This window comes from Pseudoalteromonas sp. SCSIO 43101 (assembly GCF_023650775.1).
Lineage (GTDB): Bacteria > Pseudomonadota > Gammaproteobacteria > Enterobacterales > Alteromonadaceae > Pseudoalteromonas > Pseudoalteromonas apostichopi.
On record NZ_CP072674.1, the window covers coordinates 618,211 to 635,566 of the forward strand.

Genomic DNA, 17,356 nt, shown 5'->3' on the forward strand with positions numbered 1-17,356 from the left:
CAGCGATTTTACATCGCGTCCTTGTATCTGAAACCTAATGCCAAAACCTAGAGCCTAATACCTGATAAAATTTCCGTAGGACGGGCTTTAGCCGGTAAAAATAGTAGTTACGAGCTTTAAGAGGAAAGTAAGCAAGTTGCTAGGTAGCTGATTTTACTCGCGTCTGATGGCTGAAAGCTTTCTAAAAAATGCAGGCCAGTGAGACCTGCACAGATACTTTTATTTAAGCTGCGTAAACCGCAAGTGGGTGTGTTGTATTGATAGAAACATGAACTGCATCACCTGGGCGCACCACCACCTCATGACTCACTCGGCTTGTCACTACTGTATCACACGCTAATTTAACAGCGCATAAGCGGCTGCCACCTTCGTAACGGACCCACGTCACTTTACCATTGCTAGTACTCGCATTTTGAATAAGGTGAACATCATCGGGGCGAAGTAATACATCAACCTTTGCTGCATCATGGTCTACTTTAATAGCTGGCGCATTACCTAAATCAGTTGTGGCGATATCACCTTCACAATGGCCAGAGATAAAACTTGCTTCACCTAAAAAGCGCGCAACAAAGCGATTGCTTGGTAAACTAAAACAACGCTCAGGGGTGTCAATTTGTTGAATAATACCTTCTTTAAGTACGCCGACACGGTCACCAACAGATAAAGCTTCTTCTTGGTCGTGGGTTACCCAAATTGCAGGTACACCAGCATCTTTTAATGCATTACGGATATCCCAACGAAGGGTATCTTTTAAAGCTGCATCAAGGTTAGATAAGGGTTCATCTAGTAATACAAACTCAGGATCATGGGCAAGCGTACGAGCAAGCGCTACGCGCTGTTTTTGACCGCCTGATAATGTAGCTGGCTTTTTATTTCGAAAAGCTTCAAGACCCAGTAGCTTAATCCAATGATCTGCTTTTGAGGTATCAGTCAATCTAAAGCAAATATTTTGCTGTACCGTTAAGTGCGGAAATAGCGCAAAGTCTTGAAATACCATACCTACTTTTCGCTTTTCAGGTGGTACTTTTAACTTTGGCGTTGCTCGCCATGAGCCTAAGTTAATTTCACCTTCGCTAATGGGAATTAGCCCAGCTAACGCTTGTAAAATTGTACTTTTACCACAGCCAGTTGGACCAACTAGCATGAGGATCTCACTTTCCCCAAGTGATAAGTTAAGTTCACTTACCACACGATTGCTACCATAATCGATAGACAGCTTACTAACTGATAGCATTAAACTGATCCTTAATGTTCTAATTGACTGCGTTTTTCACCTGAGAGCATTATAGCTAAGCCACATGCTGATATCACTACCAACAATAAGCCAGGTATTGCAGCACGACCAAAGTAACCGGCTTCATAAACACGCCATAAATAGGTTGATAGGGTTTCGAACCCTGTAGGACCAAGTAACAACGTAGCTTCAAGTTCTCGCATTGATTCTAAAAATACCAAGGCGGCACCGGCAATGATACCGCGCATTGTTAAAGGCAAGGTAATACGCATAAATGCTTCGCGAGGGCTTGCCCCCAGAACGCGTGCTGATTTGATTAAGCTGGAATCTAAATGTTCAGTACTGGTACGCACAGAACCAACCGCCAGCGGTAAAAAACGCAATACGTAGGCAATCACTAATAATGCTAGAGTTTGGTATAGAAGCGGCAATTGCAGGCCACCATACACAAGAGCAGTACCCATCACGATACCCGGAATACCAAAACCAAAATAAGTTACCCGTTCCATAATACGCCCTACTTTGCCGCTTAATGCAGCATGGGCTACAGGTACTGCAACAACAACAGCCACAGTAGCTGCAATACCAGACGCATAAGCCGAATTCCAAGCTATGCTAAAATCAAAATCAGCAACACCATCACGGGCAAGCCAAAGGGTAAAAATGGCTAACGGCAAACAAATCGCAAGTAACAAAACAGGCAAAAAAGTCACCAGCATTGCTAATTTTTGACCGTTAGATGGGAATAACATCAGCGGTCTGCCATGGCGCTCAGATGCTGTTTTAATTTGTGACTCAATGAACAGTAAAAAGCCAACTATCACCATTAATTGTAGCGACAACATAGCTGCGCGGCTTAAACCGAATGCGTTATATTCAACATAGATTACACGAGTAAAGGTATCTAAACGCATCATAGCTGGTGTACCAAAATCTGATAAAGTATAAAGTGCAACCAATAATGAACCCGCAGCTATCCCATTTATTACGCGTGGCAGTATTACTTTAAATACACTCATCGGCATCGACATACCTAATGTACGCGCGGCATTAACCATGCTCGCATCAAGGCTCAGTAAAGACGAACGCGTTGTAAGCATTACAAACGGAAACGTATATAGCGTCATTACAATGGCAGCACCAGTTAACCCATACATAGGGGGCGTTTCAAAGCCCAACAGCTGAGTTATCTCACCGCCGGGACCAAATGCAGCATATAAAGTAAACGCACCAATATAGCTTGGGATTGCAAGCGGAGCTGCAAACAGAACAAGCCAAAGCTTTTTAAATGGAAGTTGAACATAAGCACTAATAAACGCCAGAGGCACTCCAATTAAAATAGAGCCTATTACCGTTAACACCATAAGTGATAAGGTGTTACCAAGAATTTTTAAATTATGACTATCAAAAACAGCAGTCGCATCACTGGCCAAAGTGATTAAAATATATACTGGCACTAATGCCAAAAGCGCTGCAAGCAGCGCCATGGGATAAGAAGCAGGTATGCGCATTATAAAACACCGCTACTGCGCATAAGGTCAAGAGTTGGCCTTAAATCTGCCAATTGAGTTAAATCGATTTTCGGAGGTGAAATATCAGTTAACGCAGGTAGCCCAGCTGGCTGGTCAATACCTTGGATCAATGGGATTTCATATGCTTCACGAGCTAAGTAACTTTGTACTTCTGAACTTAGTAAGTAACGCATAAAATTCATTGCATTTGGATTATCTGTCAGCGATAAGACACCCGATGCATTAACTAAACAACCTGCATCTTGATTTGTAAAAGCAAGATCAAGGTTAGCATCCGGTTTACCTGCCTTAAGGCGTAATGTGTAATAATGGTTAGCAAAACCAATATCCACTTCGCCACGTTCAACAGCCATGACGACACCGAGTTCACCAGCATAATTTTTAGAGCGTTTTTGAACTTTTTTAAGCCATTTAGCTGTTTTATCATCCCCCTCAAGTATGCGCATTGCCGTCACGAATGATTGGAAAGATGCATAAGCAGGTGCCCAACCAATTGATAAATCACTGTCAGCAATTGCCATTATACTATCTGGGATCTGCTCTTTGCTTAGACGCTTAGTGTTATAAGGCAATGTACGAATACGGCCTGTCACTGGTGCCCAGCCAGGATAACGAAACTGCGGCTGTAACTGCGCTACTAAGTCAGATGGTAAAGGTTTAGCTAGACCCGCGTCTGTTACTAAGCCAATAGCACCTGAGTCAACCGCCCAAAATAAATCAGCACGTTTTACACCTGCTTTCGCTTCAGCCACAATCATGTTGGCTAATGCAGCAGTTGGCCCTCGTCGAATAGATAAGTTAAGTTTTGGGTTTTTCTTTTGAATTGATTGCAGTACGTTTTCGTACAAACCACCTTCACCACGGCCTAAATATAATGTTAGGTCACCCTCAAGGGCTGGTAAGTCTTTCACTGAAATTGGGCTTGCAGCAGAGGCTGCAAAGGCACGAGAAAGAGGTAGTGGCATTGCGCCCACTACCCCAAACGCAGCCAGGCCTTGAATAAAGGTCCTACGCTTCACTAAAATACATCCTTACGTGCTTTTTCGGCTTCTTCTAGTAACACCTTAGCGCGATCTAGTTTTTCTTGCATATCAACAACCACTGCACGTACTTGGTCAACAGACCCTTTATCAGAAATAGCTTTTGGCAGGGTTACATTAAAATCTTTTTCGAGAACTTCTACTAACTTCGCATCTTTTTCAATAAGTGTACCTTCAACACCCTCGAATAAATGAAGGTAAGTATCGTGTACGATTTGTGTTGCTTCATCGCTTAAACGTTCTGCATATTTTGCAACAACACGATCTAATTTGTGTTTAATCTCATCGATAGTAGCGCTTTGCGTCATTGTCTCAGAAGCAGTTGCTTTTACAGCTTTTAATAAGCCTTTTTGCTGAAAATCGGCAGCAAGTTTAACAGCTCCAAGACCCTGCCACAAGGCAGCATTTAAAGCCTTTTGGTGCTCACGAACTTCGCTTGCTGGCTTTTTGTCATCAATGGCCATTTTGATACCATAAATACCTTGCCAGATTGATGCATAAACCGGCACATAATTAGTTTCAATTGCACTGTGAAACTTAACTGACTCCCAGTATTCAATTAAATCATCGCTTTTAACCGCTTTTGCGCCTTTTGTTTCATAATCGGTAATCATGGTGTCAACTTTACCGATCATCCACTCAACGTCTTCTGAGTAATCTTTTAAATTTTCTTTTAGATGATTAACGTGCTCACCAATTGGACCATTTGCCAATACAGGTTGGGCAATAAAAGTAGATGCTAATACTAGGCTAAGACCTAGTGTTTTAACGGTGTTTAACGCTAATTTCATAGGGGGGACATCCAAGTTTCTAATTGTAAATGATAGCCATTATCATATACGTATCGATTGTCTAAATCAATTGCTATAAAGCCTTGATTACAGATTTACACATTTTTATTTAAGTGACTGGAAAGCTTACTAAGAGTGTTCATAAATTGTTTAATTTCTTGGCTATCTAAGCCACTGACTAAACTTGATTGCCACTCATTTGCTAGTGGAACAATTTGTTTATGCAAACCTACTCCTGCCTCTGATAACGATAACAGGTTTGCGCGTTTATCTGTTGGGTTCGCTTTTGCTGCAATAAGGTTTCTTGTTAATAAAGACTTTACTGCACGGGACACCGTTGATTTATCCATTTGTGCCATATCACACAACTGTTTAGCAGTGCATTCACCGTATTGAGCAAGATTCGCGACTACTCGCCATTGTGGCACGGTTAAATCAAACTGCTTTTGATATAGCTCACTAAATTGCTCACTCATCTGCATTGCAATATTGGTTAATGAGTAAGGTAAGAACTGCTGTAAATCGAGCGTTGGCTGTTTATCTATTGTCATGGTTACACTACTGTCAAAAAATATTTACACAAGCAAATTCAATGCGGTTTGAATTTAGTCTCACATGAGAGTATCTTACCTAAAACCTTTCAGGAGTCTAGTGATGAATAACGAATTACAATATATGACAGGCTTTGGTAATGAATTTGAAACCGAAGCATTACCCGGTGCATTACCTATCGGTCAATTCAGCCCACAAAAAGTAAAATACGATTTATATGCAGAGCAGTTCAGCACAACTGCATTTACAGCGCCTCGTGCAGATAACCGACGTACTTGGTTTTACCGCATTCGCCCATCAGTAGTACAAGGTGATTATACGCCAATCGACAATGGCCTTATTCGTACAGCACCTATAACAGAAGTGCCAACACCACCGACAATGCTACGTTGGGATCCAATTGAAATTCCAGCAGAGCCAACTGATTTTATTGATGGTTTAGTCACTATGGCTGCCAACGGCAGTGCCAATGCACAAACAGGTATTGGTATTCATATCTATGTCGCTAATAAATCAATGCAAAACCGTTACTTTTATAATGCTGATGGTGAAATGCTGTTTGTACCGCAACAAGGTGAACTGTTACTAAGAACAGAGTGCGGTAAACTAACCGTTCGTGCTGGTGAAATTGCTGTTATTCCTCGAGGGATTAAATTTGCTGTTGATTTGCTTACTGATACAGCCCGTGGCTATATTTGCGAAAACTACGGACATGCTTATATTTTACCTGAGCGCGGCCCTGTAGGTGCAAACGGTTATGCAAATGATCGTGACTTCCACTACCCTGTAGCAGCTTATGAAGATATTGAAGGTGATTTCGAACTGGTTGCTAAATTCAACGGCAATTTGTTTCGCTGTGATATTGGTCACTCTCCTTTAGATGTCGTAGCTTGGACAGGTAATAGCGCCCCTTATAAGTATGACCTTGCAAGATTCAATGTAATGAATACTGTAAGTTACGATCACCCTGATCCATCAATCTTCACCGTATTAACATCACCATCGGGAACAGAAGGGGTTGCTAATATCGACTTTGCTATCTTCCCTCCGCGTTGGATGGTTGCTGAGAATACCTTCCGCCCACCTTATTACCACCGTAATATTATGAGTGAATTTATGGGCTTAATTGAAGGCGTTTACGATGCTAAAGAGCATGGCTTTGTACCAGGCGGTTCTAGCTTACATAATTGCATGTCGCCACATGGTCCTGAAGCCGATGTATTTGAAAAGGCATCAAATGCTGAGCTTGAACCACAACGTTACGAAAACACCTTGGCATTTATGTTCGAATCACGTTACGTTATTTCACCAACTAAATATGCCCTTGAAGGCAAGGAGCGTCAGCCTAACTACACAGACTGTTGGCGCACGATTAAAAAATATTTCACTGGTAAACAGGACGCATAATGAAACTTTATAGCTATTTTCGTTCATCAGCTGCATACCGAGTACGCATTGCTCTTAATTTAAAGAACATTGATCACGAGTTGGTGACTGTAAATTTATTAAAATCAGAGCAGCAAAGCGACGAGTATCTAGCAAAAAACCCTCAAGGATTATTGCCAGCACTTGAAACTGAACAAGGTGTACTTGCGCAATCACTGGCTATTTTAGAATGGCTTGAAGAAGCCCACCCTGAAACACCTCTTTTAACTGGAGATGCGTGGCAAAAAGCTCAAATACGCAATTTATGTTATGCCGTAGCATGTGATATCCACCCTATCGATAATTTGCGCGTATTAAAGTACTTAGCTAACGATCTTGGTGTTGACGAAGAGGCAAAAACCACCTGGTATAAACATTGGGTAGAAGTTGGTTTTGAGAGTATCGAAAAACTTCTCAATGAAGCGAACACCTTTTGTGTGGGCAACAAACCAACGCTTGCTGATGTGTGCTTAGTGCCGCAAGTATTTAATGCTCTGCGCTTTAAGGTTGATATGAGTAAGTACCCTAAAATTGCCGCAGTTTATGAGCAATGTAATAAGCTTGATGCATTTATTGATGCTGCACCACAAAATCAGCCGGATGCAATTTAAGCTTTTCAATTATTCATGAAAAAGGCCCGAACACTTCGGGCCTGTATTTTTGTTATCTAAGCGCTGAGTTAATCACACTCACATGGTTAATTAAATCGAGTCCCAAATCAGTTAAGTAGCCTCCATCTGGGCTGTCAGTAATGCCCTTATCATAAAGACGTTGTGCTGCATCTCTAATTGAACTTTCGGCATCGGAGTGAATTTTAATTCCCTGCATTTGTGAATTACGAGGAAATTTTGCAAGTAGGGTTAGTTCGTCGATCATATTTTTATCAAATTGCATGTGTTCACCTTTTTATTATTTATTCCTTGTCATAAGCTTAGTGTAGTTATACAAATCTGCCCAACGGGAGAGGTATTTTGTTAAAGAAAATTTTACTGTTAAGCACTTTGTTTATTTTAGTATTTTTAAATAAAGCACTAGCAAAGGAAAATCCAGTGATTGTGCTCGACGGTCAAGAAGCATTGAACAACCAAAAAGTCTGTTGGTATGAAAATAAACGCTACACCGAAGGTGCTTATATTTCTGTTGGTGACATTACGTTAATATGCACCGCCAAACAGCCTAATTTTTCAAACAGTGATTTAGCTTGGCTAAGACTTAATGCTAATGGCGAGATTATTTATCCGAAACAAGCTAAAACGATTCATGTCAATTAGCTTAAAACCAGCATATAGGTTACTATTGCGCGGTTGCAAATAACCTAAGATTTATCATGGACAATCAACCAAACAATCCATTACATGGCGTTAAATTAGCTGACATAGTTACTAAACTGGTAGAAAAACTTGGTTGGGACGGGATGGCAGCGCACGTCGATGTACGCTGCTTTCAAAATGACCCAAGTGTAAAGTCGAGTCTTAAATTTTTACGAAAGACCCCTTGGGCACGTGAAAAAGTAGAACAGTTATATATTGATACCATTATCAATAGTGACCATGCCGATGATGGCTCTTTCCAGTGGAAAAGCATTAAAAAGTAATCATTGCTAATCTTCAGCAGCTACAATCACCGAAAGCGATTTCGGTGATATCTCAACATCTAGTTTATCCGCTGTTTTTACCTCACCATCAATAACGTAGCTCAAGCCATCTTCTGCGCTCACAGTCACTCGTTTAGCATTTGTGTGATGACTATTAATTGCGAAACTAGTTTGAGTTATACTTGAGAACACTAACTCTGCGATGCTTAAAGTACTCGCTTTAGAGTCGGCACTGGGTGTTAACCAGTTTACATCAAGTAAACCATCTTGATGATCTGGCTGCCCAGCAGATTGAGCAAGTAACGTGGTAAATGGCGCGGCATTGGCAATGATTAAACTTGTAGTATTAATGGTTTTCAGCTCGTTGTCGTCAATGGTAACATCGTAGTCTTGCGCTTCATGCTCGCCTAATGCTTGCCAAAAGCCCTGTAAATAAGCCAGTTGACCTGACTCATTTTTTGCATCTCGATGCGCTTTTTCGATCATCTTTTGTTCAAAACCGATGCCAACTAGTAACAACATACGCTCGCCATTACAAACTGCAGTATCAATACGACTATCTTGACCTTCAATAATGAGCTCACAAGCCTGCTCTACTGGTATAAGTTTAGACTTAATACCCATTAAAACATGGGCAAGCGCATTAGCAGTACCCAAAGGAATAATACCTAGTTTACAATCAGTATTAACAAGCACACTTGCAACTTCAGTTACTGTACCATCACCACCACAAGCAATAACCACATCAGGGCTTAACTCTAGGGCTTCTTTTGCTAGTTGAGTACCATCGACTTCTTCTGAAGTTGTATAAACGGTTAAATCGTAATACTCAGATAAGCGTGATGTTATTTGCTTACGTTTTGATTCCCAAAGCTTTGTGCCTGATACTGGGTTTGCAATAAGTACGGCTTTATTCTTTATTAATAAGTCACCAGAGCGATGTCGGCGAACAAGATGACGCAGCTGACGCTTATTTAGATTGGCTGTTTGTCGAGTCTCTTTAATTTGTGCGAGAATTTGATGTACATCTGCATCTTTATTTTGGCTAAGTAAGTAAGCTGCCATTACAAATACTGAGCGTCCTCGACCCAGTGCACAATGCACAACGACACGTCTATCTGCTTTTACTTGATGGTCAATCCAATTAATGGCTTGATGTAATTGGGCACGAGTAGGTACACTGTGATCAAGTACAGGAATATTTAAATAACGAATATTCTCTTGTGTTGAAGACCATTCAAGGCCATCAAATTCGCATGTTACATCTAAAATAGCCGTAATACCCATTTCTTTCATTGAGTCTATATCTGAAGGAAATAACCGACAGGCTAAAAATAAATGTTCATTAATTTGTTGTAGTGGCGGAACTTTGTCGTGCTTTCTCGACCATGCGTTATAAAGTTGTGCTCCCAACAAAAAGGGAATAAATGCCCAACGGATGTAGATGGGTATCACTCCGTTTTCTCGTTTTCTGAAAATACGTGCGATATTAAAAAAGTAAGCGCCGCTAACTAAAAGCAACGACAGAGCAGTCCAATAAAAGAACAGCGCAAAATACACAGTTTCAACCATAATAGCCGCAATTATAAATACAATCGCTAGTGCCAAGTAACTAAAAGCTGCCCACATAATCACTCCTTGTTATTCTAATTGAATAGAACAATGCAAATTTCACTCCAGTTAAATCTACTTGTTAAACACTATTGGCTTTTTAAAATCAATGACTTAGATTCAAACTGAAAACTTACCCTTTAAGTTTAGGACATTTTTTCACAACTTTTTGAATAACTTGCAATTATTTACATACGCAAAATATCATAAATTTTAAGGCTGGCTTTCTCTAATAGTCTAAAATTAAAGTTAAGCACACTAGACATTTATATTTAGTGAAGCTTATTTTAAAAACTTAAATCAATCCTGAGCCTAATTCGTTATGAAATACGATGACCACACGCTACTTAATTTTCTTGCAGCAGAATACGTTCTAGGCACATTACATGGCCATGCCCGAGATAGATTTAGCCGCTTAATGCGAACCTCACCAAGAGCTCGCTACGCAACCTCATTATGGCAAAGGTATATAAAAAATTTAGAAAACGCGATTGAATCTAACCCACCCGATCAACAAGTATGGGATAAAATATCAAAAAGAATTGACCCGATACTTTTACCGGCAGAAAAGAAAGCAAAAGGCTTTAACTTTGTAATTTTTAATGCTTGGGCTGCTATTGCCTCTGCGGCGTGCGTTGTATTGGTTTTGATTACTTGGCAACCGCAAGAGTCATTTAGCGATAAAATCAGTCATTCAGTTACATTTTATGATTCATCAAATAAGCCTCTTTGGAATTTAGATATAAGCGATCACAGTATTTTACTTAAAGCGGCTAGTGATATGAGTATACAAACTGATTATGACTACCAGTTATGGATCCGTTTAAAAGGCTACCCCAACGCTATTCCTATTGTTTTATTACCAAAAACAGATAGCAAAGAAATTGCCCGCAATGCATTATTTAAACCGCAAAATATTGCGTTGCTAGCAATAAGCCGCGAGCCGACTGGCGGTTCACAATCAGGCTCCCCAAGTGAAATTATTTATACAGCTAAACTTAACGTTAATTAACCATACACAGCCTAAAGATTCATTATTAAAACACGAGCAAAGCCACTATTTCTAAGACAGATGACCTAGCCGTTAAACCTTTGTACTTGCTATAGTAACAGCCCCTTTTTACTTATCTTAAATAAATGCGGTCATTCGAGCATAAGACTTGCCCGCCTGTATTATCTCAGGAATAAAAATGAAAAAGTCGTTGTTGTTTACGCTATTTCTATTGATTTTTAGTTTTACCAGTTATGCCCACCAGCAAAGCACCGCTTACCTTACTTTAGAACAACAAACGAGTCATACACTTTCATTAACTGGCTCTTGGCAAGCCTCTGTGACTGATCTCGATAAAGCAGTAAACTTCGATAAAAATCAGGATAATGTAATTGCATGGCATGAAATTACCTCTCAGCAGCAAGCAATTTTTAACTATCTAAATAGCCATTTGATTGTTTTACAGCAACAACTAAGCTGCAAGATCGCTTTTGAAGGTGAGCTCAGCGTGAATAACCACTTTAATCAATCGTACATTCATGTGCCACTACAAGTAGATTGCCCTTCTGATAGTTCAATAACGATTAATTACACTGCCTTGTTTGAATTAGATGAGCATCATCAAGCAATTGCTGCTATTGCTAACTCAAACCGCGTGTTTACAGAAAACACGCCAAAACAAGTTATCAACTTTAAAGAGCAAAGCTTTATCACAACATTTGTTGAATATGTACAGCAAGGCATATTACATATTTGGATGGGCACAGATCATATTTTGTTTTTAATCGCTCTATTGCTGGGCTGTGTATTGGTGCGTAAGCAAGGTGAGTGGCAACGTGTCGAGTCAAAAAAACAAATCCTTGTCGATACAGCGTGGATCATCACTGCGTTTACGCTTGCTCACTCAATGACCCTCACAGCAACTGCAATGAATATAATATCGCCAAACACACGTTGGGTAGAATTAGGTATCGCGCTTTCAGTTTTATTTGCTGCCGTTAATAACATCTGGCCGGTGATTGTACGTTTAGGTTGGATCACCTTCTGCTTTGGTCTATTGCATGGTATGGGATTTGCGAGTGTATTAGGTGAGCTTGGCTTATCGAATGAATACCAGCTAATGAGTATTTTAGCGTTTAATTTAGGGGTTGAGATAGGTCAACTCGTTATTTTAGCCATTTGTTTACCGCTACTAATGTTGCTTAGAAATAATCCCTGGTATAAAAAAGCCATTATGCCAGCAGGATCAGTGCTAATTGCAATTATGGCAATCCAATGGTCTATAGAGCGCTTTTAATGAGCGCTCTATTCAAATGGTAACAATAGAGTTTTCATTGCGGGGCGAAGAGCTTTTAGTAACTCATCAGTATCGAGGTCAGGGTTGAGCATTTTACGCAGTAAAAGGCCGCCCATCACAGAAAACATAACTTCAATACGAGCATTCACTTCATCAAGTGCCGTCCCTTGTAAAGGCCCTCTGTCACCAACTAATAAGTCACGCATAGAATCACGAGCATGGCTATCTGACTCACGTAATAAGTTAGCCACTTTTTCATTGCGTGCAGCTTCTGCGAGCATTTCTAAATCAAGAGCACCTTGATTTAAATCGGTATGACGTTCAACACCTCTACCCAGGCCATCAAGCAATACAGTGACACGATCGCCAGGTTTATCAGCAAACTCTTTAAAGATTGAAAACATTTCTTCCATGTCACGTTCGACAATTGATTCTATAATTGCCTCTTTGCTGGCGAAGTAATTATAGATATGGCCAGCGCTCATGCCTGCGGTTTTAGAAATTTCCGCCATTCCTGCGCCATGGTAGCCCTTACGTCGAAAACAATCAGCCGCGGCACAGAGCACTTGATTACGTCTTGCTTCGGCAAGAGCAGGGTCATTGTGTCTTTTCGTTTTTTGCGTCATGGTTTCTCCAAGCTTTACTGACTACAGTTAACTTTAATTTAAACAAGGTTTACAGGATCTTAATCTTTGCGGAGAGTCAAAACAACTAAGAACCTGCAAAACCTTAAATAAATTATGCTTTTGCAGATTTATTGCGCAGCTTTTTGTGCATTCCAGCCGCCACCGAGTGCTTTATACAAATGAATTTGGCTCGCCAGATACGCTTGCTTACCCAATATTAACTGTTGCCCAGCACTGTACCAATTTCGTTGTGCGTCCAATACTTGCAAGTAACTGTCTGCGCCCTTTTGAAAACGAGCATCCGATAAAGTAAAAGATAGCTCATTACTTTGATACAAGTCATTGAGGGCATCTAACTGATGCATATAACCTTCACGATCAGCAAGGGCATCAGAGACTTCTTTGAATGCTTGCTGTATGGTTTGCTCATAGCTGGTTAGTGCTATTTCTTGCTGAGATTGTGCAACATCAAGGTTGGCTTGGTTGCGGCCCATGTTAAAAATAGGCAAATTGATAGATGGTACAAAACTCCATGTGCCTGAACCTGAATCAAAAAGATTACTTAAGTCAGCAGAAGCCGTACCCGCATTCGCGGTTAAACTGATGCTTGGATAGAATGCCGCTTTTGCCACCCCAATATTTGCATTGGCTGCAAGTAAATCATGCTCAGCAGCCTTAATATCTGGTCGTTGAGTAAGCAGTTCTGACGGCAAACCAACCGGCACATCTGGTAAGCTCAGTACATCATCTATACTTTCAGTTGGTAATAAATCCGCAGTGACGGTTTTACCCACTAAAAAGTCGAGCGCATTTTTATCGCGCTTTAACAAGCGCTGATAATTCGCAATATCGACCTTAGCTGTTGCCACAGTACTCTCAAGTTGTGATAGCGTTAACTGAGAAGCAGCGCCAAGAGCAAATGTTTTACGAGTTAGCTCTAAAGACTCTTGCTGAGACTTTAAAGTCTCGTTGGCGAGCGCCAACAGCTCTTTGTCCGTCGCATAGTTAAGCCATGCATTCACTAATTCTGAAATCAAACTAATGCGCACACTGGTTAAACTATATTCAGCTGCATAGAGGTTTTGTAAAGCTTGTTCAGATTGGTTACGTACTTTACCCCAAAGGTCAATTTCATAAGCAGTTAAGCCAACTGTAGCTGAATAATTTTCAGAAATAGTTGCTTGGCCAGTACCAGATAAATCAGCAGGAAGACGCTGACGCGTACCCGACGCATTTAGATCAATGCTTGGGTATAACGCTGAATCTTCAATCTGGTACATTGCTCTTACCTGCTGCACATTTAGTGCAGCAGTTTTGATGTCTTTGTTGTTTTCAAGTGTTAGCTCAATCAACTGTTGAAGTTGCGTATTACTGAAAAATGACTGCCAATTTAGTGCATTTATATCACCTGCTGTACCTTGGATATCATAGTTTTGTGCAACGGGTAATTCACGTTGCTCCATATCTGGCGCCATATTACAGGCAGATAACATAAGTGCAGCAACAGACACTGAGATAAGTTTTACTTTCATTATGCCTGCTCCTCATTGTTTGACTTTGTTTTGCCTGGGAATACACGACGCACTAGTACAAAAAACAATGGCACAAACAACACAACTATGGTCGATGACGCGAGTGTACCGCCAATAACAGCAATACCTAGCGCATTTTGTGCACCTGAACCTGCACTTGATGCAATTGCAAGAGGTAGTACACCACACACAAATGCCATTGATGTCATAAAGATTGGACGTAAACGCAGGCGAATGGCTGCCACTGCTGCATCGACAAGCTTCATACCTTCATCCATTTTATGAATAGCAAACTCTACAATCAAGATGGCATTTTTTGATGCAAGACCAATAGTGGTTAATAGACCAACTTGTAGATAAATATCATTTGATAAGTTAAATACAAATGAGGCAATCGAAGCACCAAATACCCCTAGTGGTACAATCAGCATAACCGCCGCAGGGACTGACCAGCTCTCGTATAACGCCGCTAGACATAAGAATACAACCAGCAATGAAAGTGCATAAAGTAATGGTGCTTGACCACCACTTAAACGTTCTTCATATGAAATACCTGTCCATTCGAACGACACACCAGGCGGTAACTTCTTAACCATTTTTTCAACTTCGGTCATCGCTTGGCCAGTACTGTAACCCGGCGCTGCAGCACCTTGAATTTCCATCGCAGAGAAGCCATTATAGCGCTCAAGACGCGGTGAGCCATAAGTCCAATATGAATGAGCAAACGCAGTAAATGGTACCATGTCACCATTTGCATTACGTACATACCACTTGTCTAAGTCTTCTGGCACCATGCGCGATTCAGGTGTGCCTTGTAGGTACACTTTTTTCACGCGACCACGGTCAATAAAGTCATTTACATAGCTACTACCCCAGGCCGTCGATAACGTGTTATTAATGTCTGCTTGAGTAAGACCTAACGCTTCTGCTTTCGCTAAATCTATATCAAGCTCAAGCTCTGGTTTATCTTCTTGACCATTAGGACGTACACCTGATAGCACTGGGTTTTGCGCAGCCATACCTAAAAACATATTTCGTGCTTCAAGTAATTTCTCGTGACCTAAGCCAACTCGGTCTTGAAGGTATAATGTAAAACCATTTGCAGTGCCAAGCTCGACAACAGCTGGTGGTGGAAAAGCAAACACGAATGCTTCTTTAATCGTTGAGAAGTACCCCATGGCTTTACCAGCAACCGCCCCCACTGATAGATCTGGGCGCTGACGCTCATCCCAATGTTTTAAACCAACAAAACCGATTGCCGCGTTTTGACCCGAACCTGCAAAGCTAAAACCTGTTACCGTAAAGATAGATTTAACCGCTTCTGATTGATCTTCTAAGAAGTGGTGTTCCATCTTTTCAACAACTTTTAAGGTTTGCTCTGTTGTCGCACCTGCAGGTAAGCTTACTTGGTTAAACAAAATACCTTGGTCTTCATCTGGTAAGAATGCCGATGGTAATTGTGAGAAAACAAACACCATACCACCCACGATTAAACCGTAAATAAGTAAATAGCGTTTGCTGTGTTTGATCATGCGAGACACAAAACCTTGCGCACCCGAGTTTGTTTTATCAAAACCACGGTTAAAACCAAGGAAGAAACGACCAATAAATGATTTATTATTGTGAACATGGCTTGGTTTTAAGATGGTCGCACATAGCGCTGGCGTTAAAATCAATGCAACCAGTACTGATAAGCTCATCGCTGTGACCAAGGTAATTGAGAACTGACGATAAATAACACCGGTTGAGCCTGGGAAGAACGCCATAGGCACAAATACTGCTGAGAGCACCATCGCAATACCAACAAGCGCACCTTTGATTTCGTCCATTGATTTACGTGTTGCTTCAAGTGGAGACAAGTTCTCTTCGGTCATTACACGTTCAACGTTTTCAACGACGACGATTGCATCATCAACCAGTAGACCAATAGCAAGCACCATAGCAAACATAGTTAAGGTATTAATAGAGAAGCCAAAAACCTGTAAGATAGCAAACGTACCTAGCAATACCACAGGCACTGCAATAGTAGGAATAAGTGTTGCTCTGAAGTTCTGTAAGAATAAGTACATTACCAAGAACACCAGCACAACAGCTTCAATCAACGTACTGACTACTTTCTCAATTGAAAGTGATACGAATGGCGTTGTATCGTAGGGAACAACCGTTTTTAAGCCTTCAGGGAAGAAAGGCTCAAGCTCTGCAAGTGCTGCTTTTACGCCATCTGCTGTATCAAGTGCATTAGCACCGCTGGCAAGCTTAACACCTAAGCCTGATGCTGGTTTACCGTTAAAACGAGCTACAACACCGTAGTTTTCACCACCTAGTTCAACATCTGCAACGTCACTTAAACGAACAACTGAACCATCAGTATTAGTTTTTACAAAGATATTTCTAAATTGCTCAGGTGTTTGTAAACGGCTTTGTGCAGTCACTGTCGCATTAAGTTGCTGGCCACTCACTGCTGGCAAGGCACCCAGTTGACCAGCCGAAACCTGTGCATTTTGGGCACTGATTGCTGCACTAATATCAGCAGGAGTTAACGAGTACTTGAGTAATTTAGCTGGGTCTAACCAAATACGCATTGCATACTGAGAACCAAACAGCTGTACTTCCCCGACACCGTTAACCCGAGAGATAATATCAAGCACATTTGATGAAACATAATCACCGATATCGATGTTGTTCATACTACCGTCTTCAGAAACAAATCCTACAACCATTAGGAAGTTACGTGCTGATTTTGCAACCGAGACACCTTGACGTTGAACTTCTTCTGGTAATAACGGTGTTGCCAACGACAGCTTGTTTTGTACTTGAACCTGTGCGATATCTGGGTCTGTATCCGCAGTAAAGGTTAACGTTAGAGTAGCTGAGCCATTAGATTCTGACGTTGACGACATGTAGAGCAAGCCATCTAGCCCTTTCATTTTTTGTTCAATAACCTGTGTAACCGTATCTTCTAGAGTACGGGCCGACGCACCAGGGTATGAGGCTTGAATACTAATTGCAGGAGGTGCAATTGATGGATATTGCGCAACTGGCAAACTTCTAATTGCTAAGATACCTGCCAGCATAACTACGATAGCAAGTACCCATGCAAATATGGGCCGATCAATAAAAAATCGTGACAT

16 protein-coding genes and 1 pseudogene are annotated in these 17,356 nt (G+C 41.0%); 6 read left to right on the forward strand and 11 right to left on the reverse strand.

What is annotated here, in order from left to right; genetic code table 11:
• Nucleotides 1–223 precede the first annotated feature (223 nt).
• From J8Z25_RS20905 to J8Z25_RS19810, 6 genes and pseudogenes are all read right to left on the reverse strand, one after another.
• Nucleotides 224–730, reverse strand: a complete 507-nt coding sequence (locus J8Z25_RS20905; RefSeq protein WP_444860527.1) for a TOBE domain-containing protein — start codon at nucleotides 728–730, stop codon at nucleotides 224–226.
• A 30-nt stretch (nucleotides 731–760) separates the two neighbouring features.
• A pseudogene (locus J8Z25_RS20910) lies at nucleotides 761–1,234 on the reverse strand (ABC transporter ATP-binding protein); the annotation flags it as partial.
• Nucleotides 1,235–1,245: 11 nt separating this feature from the next.
• Nucleotides 1,246–2,745, reverse strand: coding sequence for an ABC transporter permease (locus J8Z25_RS19795; protein ID WP_250662122.1), 1,500 nt, complete (start codon nucleotides 2,743–2,745; stop codon nucleotides 1,246–1,248).
• Complete coding sequence (locus J8Z25_RS19800; RefSeq protein ID WP_167657280.1) at nucleotides 2,745–3,785, reverse strand: extracellular solute-binding protein; 1,041 nt, start codon at nucleotides 3,783–3,785, stop codon at nucleotides 2,745–2,747. The genes J8Z25_RS19795 and J8Z25_RS19800 overlap by 1 nt, the downstream gene beginning before the upstream one ends.
• Complete coding sequence (locus J8Z25_RS19805; protein WP_250662123.1) at nucleotides 3,785–4,597, reverse strand: hypothetical protein; 813 nt, start codon at nucleotides 4,595–4,597, stop codon at nucleotides 3,785–3,787. Before J8Z25_RS19805 ends, J8Z25_RS19800 begins: the two co-directional genes overlap by 1 nt.
• 95 nt (nucleotides 4,598–4,692) lie before the next feature.
• Nucleotides 4,693–5,148 (reverse strand): MarR family winged helix-turn-helix transcriptional regulator, encoded by a 456-nt coding sequence (locus J8Z25_RS19810; RefSeq protein WP_167657279.1) that lies wholly within the window; start codon nucleotides 5,146–5,148, stop codon nucleotides 4,693–4,695.
• Nucleotides 5,149–5,251: 103 nt separating this feature from the next.
• On the opposite strand from J8Z25_RS19810, the gene hmgA reads away from it, so the two are divergent.
• Both hmgA and maiA read left to right on the forward strand, forming a co-directional pair.
• A complete protein-coding gene (gene hmgA, locus J8Z25_RS19815) occupies nucleotides 5,252–6,556 on the forward strand; it encodes a homogentisate 1,2-dioxygenase (RefSeq protein ID WP_250662124.1) in 1,305 nt (434 codons plus the stop codon).
• Nucleotides 6,556–7,185, forward strand: a complete 630-nt coding sequence (gene maiA, locus J8Z25_RS19820) for a maleylacetoacetate isomerase (RefSeq protein WP_167657277.1) — start codon at nucleotides 6,556–6,558, stop codon at nucleotides 7,183–7,185. Before hmgA ends, maiA begins: the two co-directional genes overlap by 1 nt.
• Nucleotides 7,186–7,237: 52 nt before the next feature.
• On the opposite strand, the gene J8Z25_RS19825 is transcribed toward maiA, so the two are convergent.
• Entirely contained in the window at nucleotides 7,238–7,468 is a 231-nt protein-coding gene (locus tag J8Z25_RS19825; RefSeq protein WP_130052429.1) for a TIGR02647 family protein, read from the reverse strand.
• 77 nt (nucleotides 7,469–7,545) lie between these two features.
• Here J8Z25_RS19825 and J8Z25_RS19830 point away from each other — a divergent pair, with 77 nt between their 5' ends.
• Nucleotides 7,546–7,845, forward strand: a complete 300-nt coding sequence (locus J8Z25_RS19830) for a DUF1496 domain-containing protein (RefSeq protein WP_167657275.1) — start codon at nucleotides 7,546–7,548, stop codon at nucleotides 7,843–7,845.
• A gap of 56 nt (nucleotides 7,846–7,901) precedes the next feature.
• Nucleotides 7,902–8,168 carry a VF530 family protein gene (locus tag J8Z25_RS19835; RefSeq protein ID WP_130052431.1) on the forward strand — a complete coding sequence of 89 codons (267 nt, stop codon included), beginning with the start codon at nucleotides 7,902–7,904 and terminating at the stop codon, nucleotides 8,166–8,168.
• 6 nt (nucleotides 8,169–8,174) lie between these two features.
• Here the strand turns inward: J8Z25_RS19835 and J8Z25_RS19840 are convergent, their stop codons facing one another.
• On the reverse strand, nucleotides 8,175–9,797 hold the full coding sequence (locus J8Z25_RS19840) for a diacylglycerol kinase family protein (RefSeq protein WP_167657274.1): 1,623 nt from the start codon (nucleotides 9,795–9,797) through the stop codon (nucleotides 8,175–8,177).
• A gap of 304 nt (nucleotides 9,798–10,101) precedes the next feature.
• Between J8Z25_RS19840 and J8Z25_RS19845 the strand changes: the two genes are divergently transcribed.
• Together J8Z25_RS19845 and J8Z25_RS19850 are read left to right on the forward strand one after the other, a co-directional pair.
• On the forward strand, nucleotides 10,102–10,791 hold the full coding sequence (locus tag J8Z25_RS19845) for an anti-sigma factor (protein ID WP_167657273.1): 690 nt from the start codon (nucleotides 10,102–10,104) through the stop codon (nucleotides 10,789–10,791).
• 178 nt (nucleotides 10,792–10,969) lie between these two features.
• Nucleotides 10,970–12,067, forward strand: a complete 1,098-nt coding sequence (locus tag J8Z25_RS19850) for a HupE/UreJ family protein (protein ID WP_250662125.1) — start codon at nucleotides 10,970–10,972, stop codon at nucleotides 12,065–12,067.
• Between the two features lie 8 nt (nucleotides 12,068–12,075).
• Here the strand turns inward: J8Z25_RS19850 and J8Z25_RS19855 are convergent, their stop codons facing one another.
• From J8Z25_RS19855 to J8Z25_RS19865, 3 genes are all read right to left on the reverse strand, one after another.
• Nucleotides 12,076–12,693: a TetR/AcrR family transcriptional regulator gene (locus J8Z25_RS19855; RefSeq protein ID WP_130052435.1), complete on the reverse strand. Its 618-nt coding sequence runs from the start codon at nucleotides 12,691–12,693 to the stop codon at nucleotides 12,076–12,078.
• A 128-nt stretch (nucleotides 12,694–12,821) separates the two neighbouring features.
• The gene (locus J8Z25_RS19860; RefSeq protein ID WP_250662126.1) at nucleotides 12,822–14,225 is read right to left on the reverse strand and encodes an efflux transporter outer membrane subunit; all 1,404 of its coding nucleotides are present in this window, start codon (nucleotides 14,223–14,225) and stop codon (nucleotides 12,822–12,824) included.
• The gene (locus tag J8Z25_RS19865; protein WP_250662127.1) at nucleotides 14,225–17,356 is read right to left on the reverse strand and encodes an efflux RND transporter permease subunit; all 3,132 of its coding nucleotides are present in this window, start codon (nucleotides 17,354–17,356) and stop codon (nucleotides 14,225–14,227) included. The genes J8Z25_RS19860 and J8Z25_RS19865 overlap by 1 nt, the downstream gene beginning before the upstream one ends.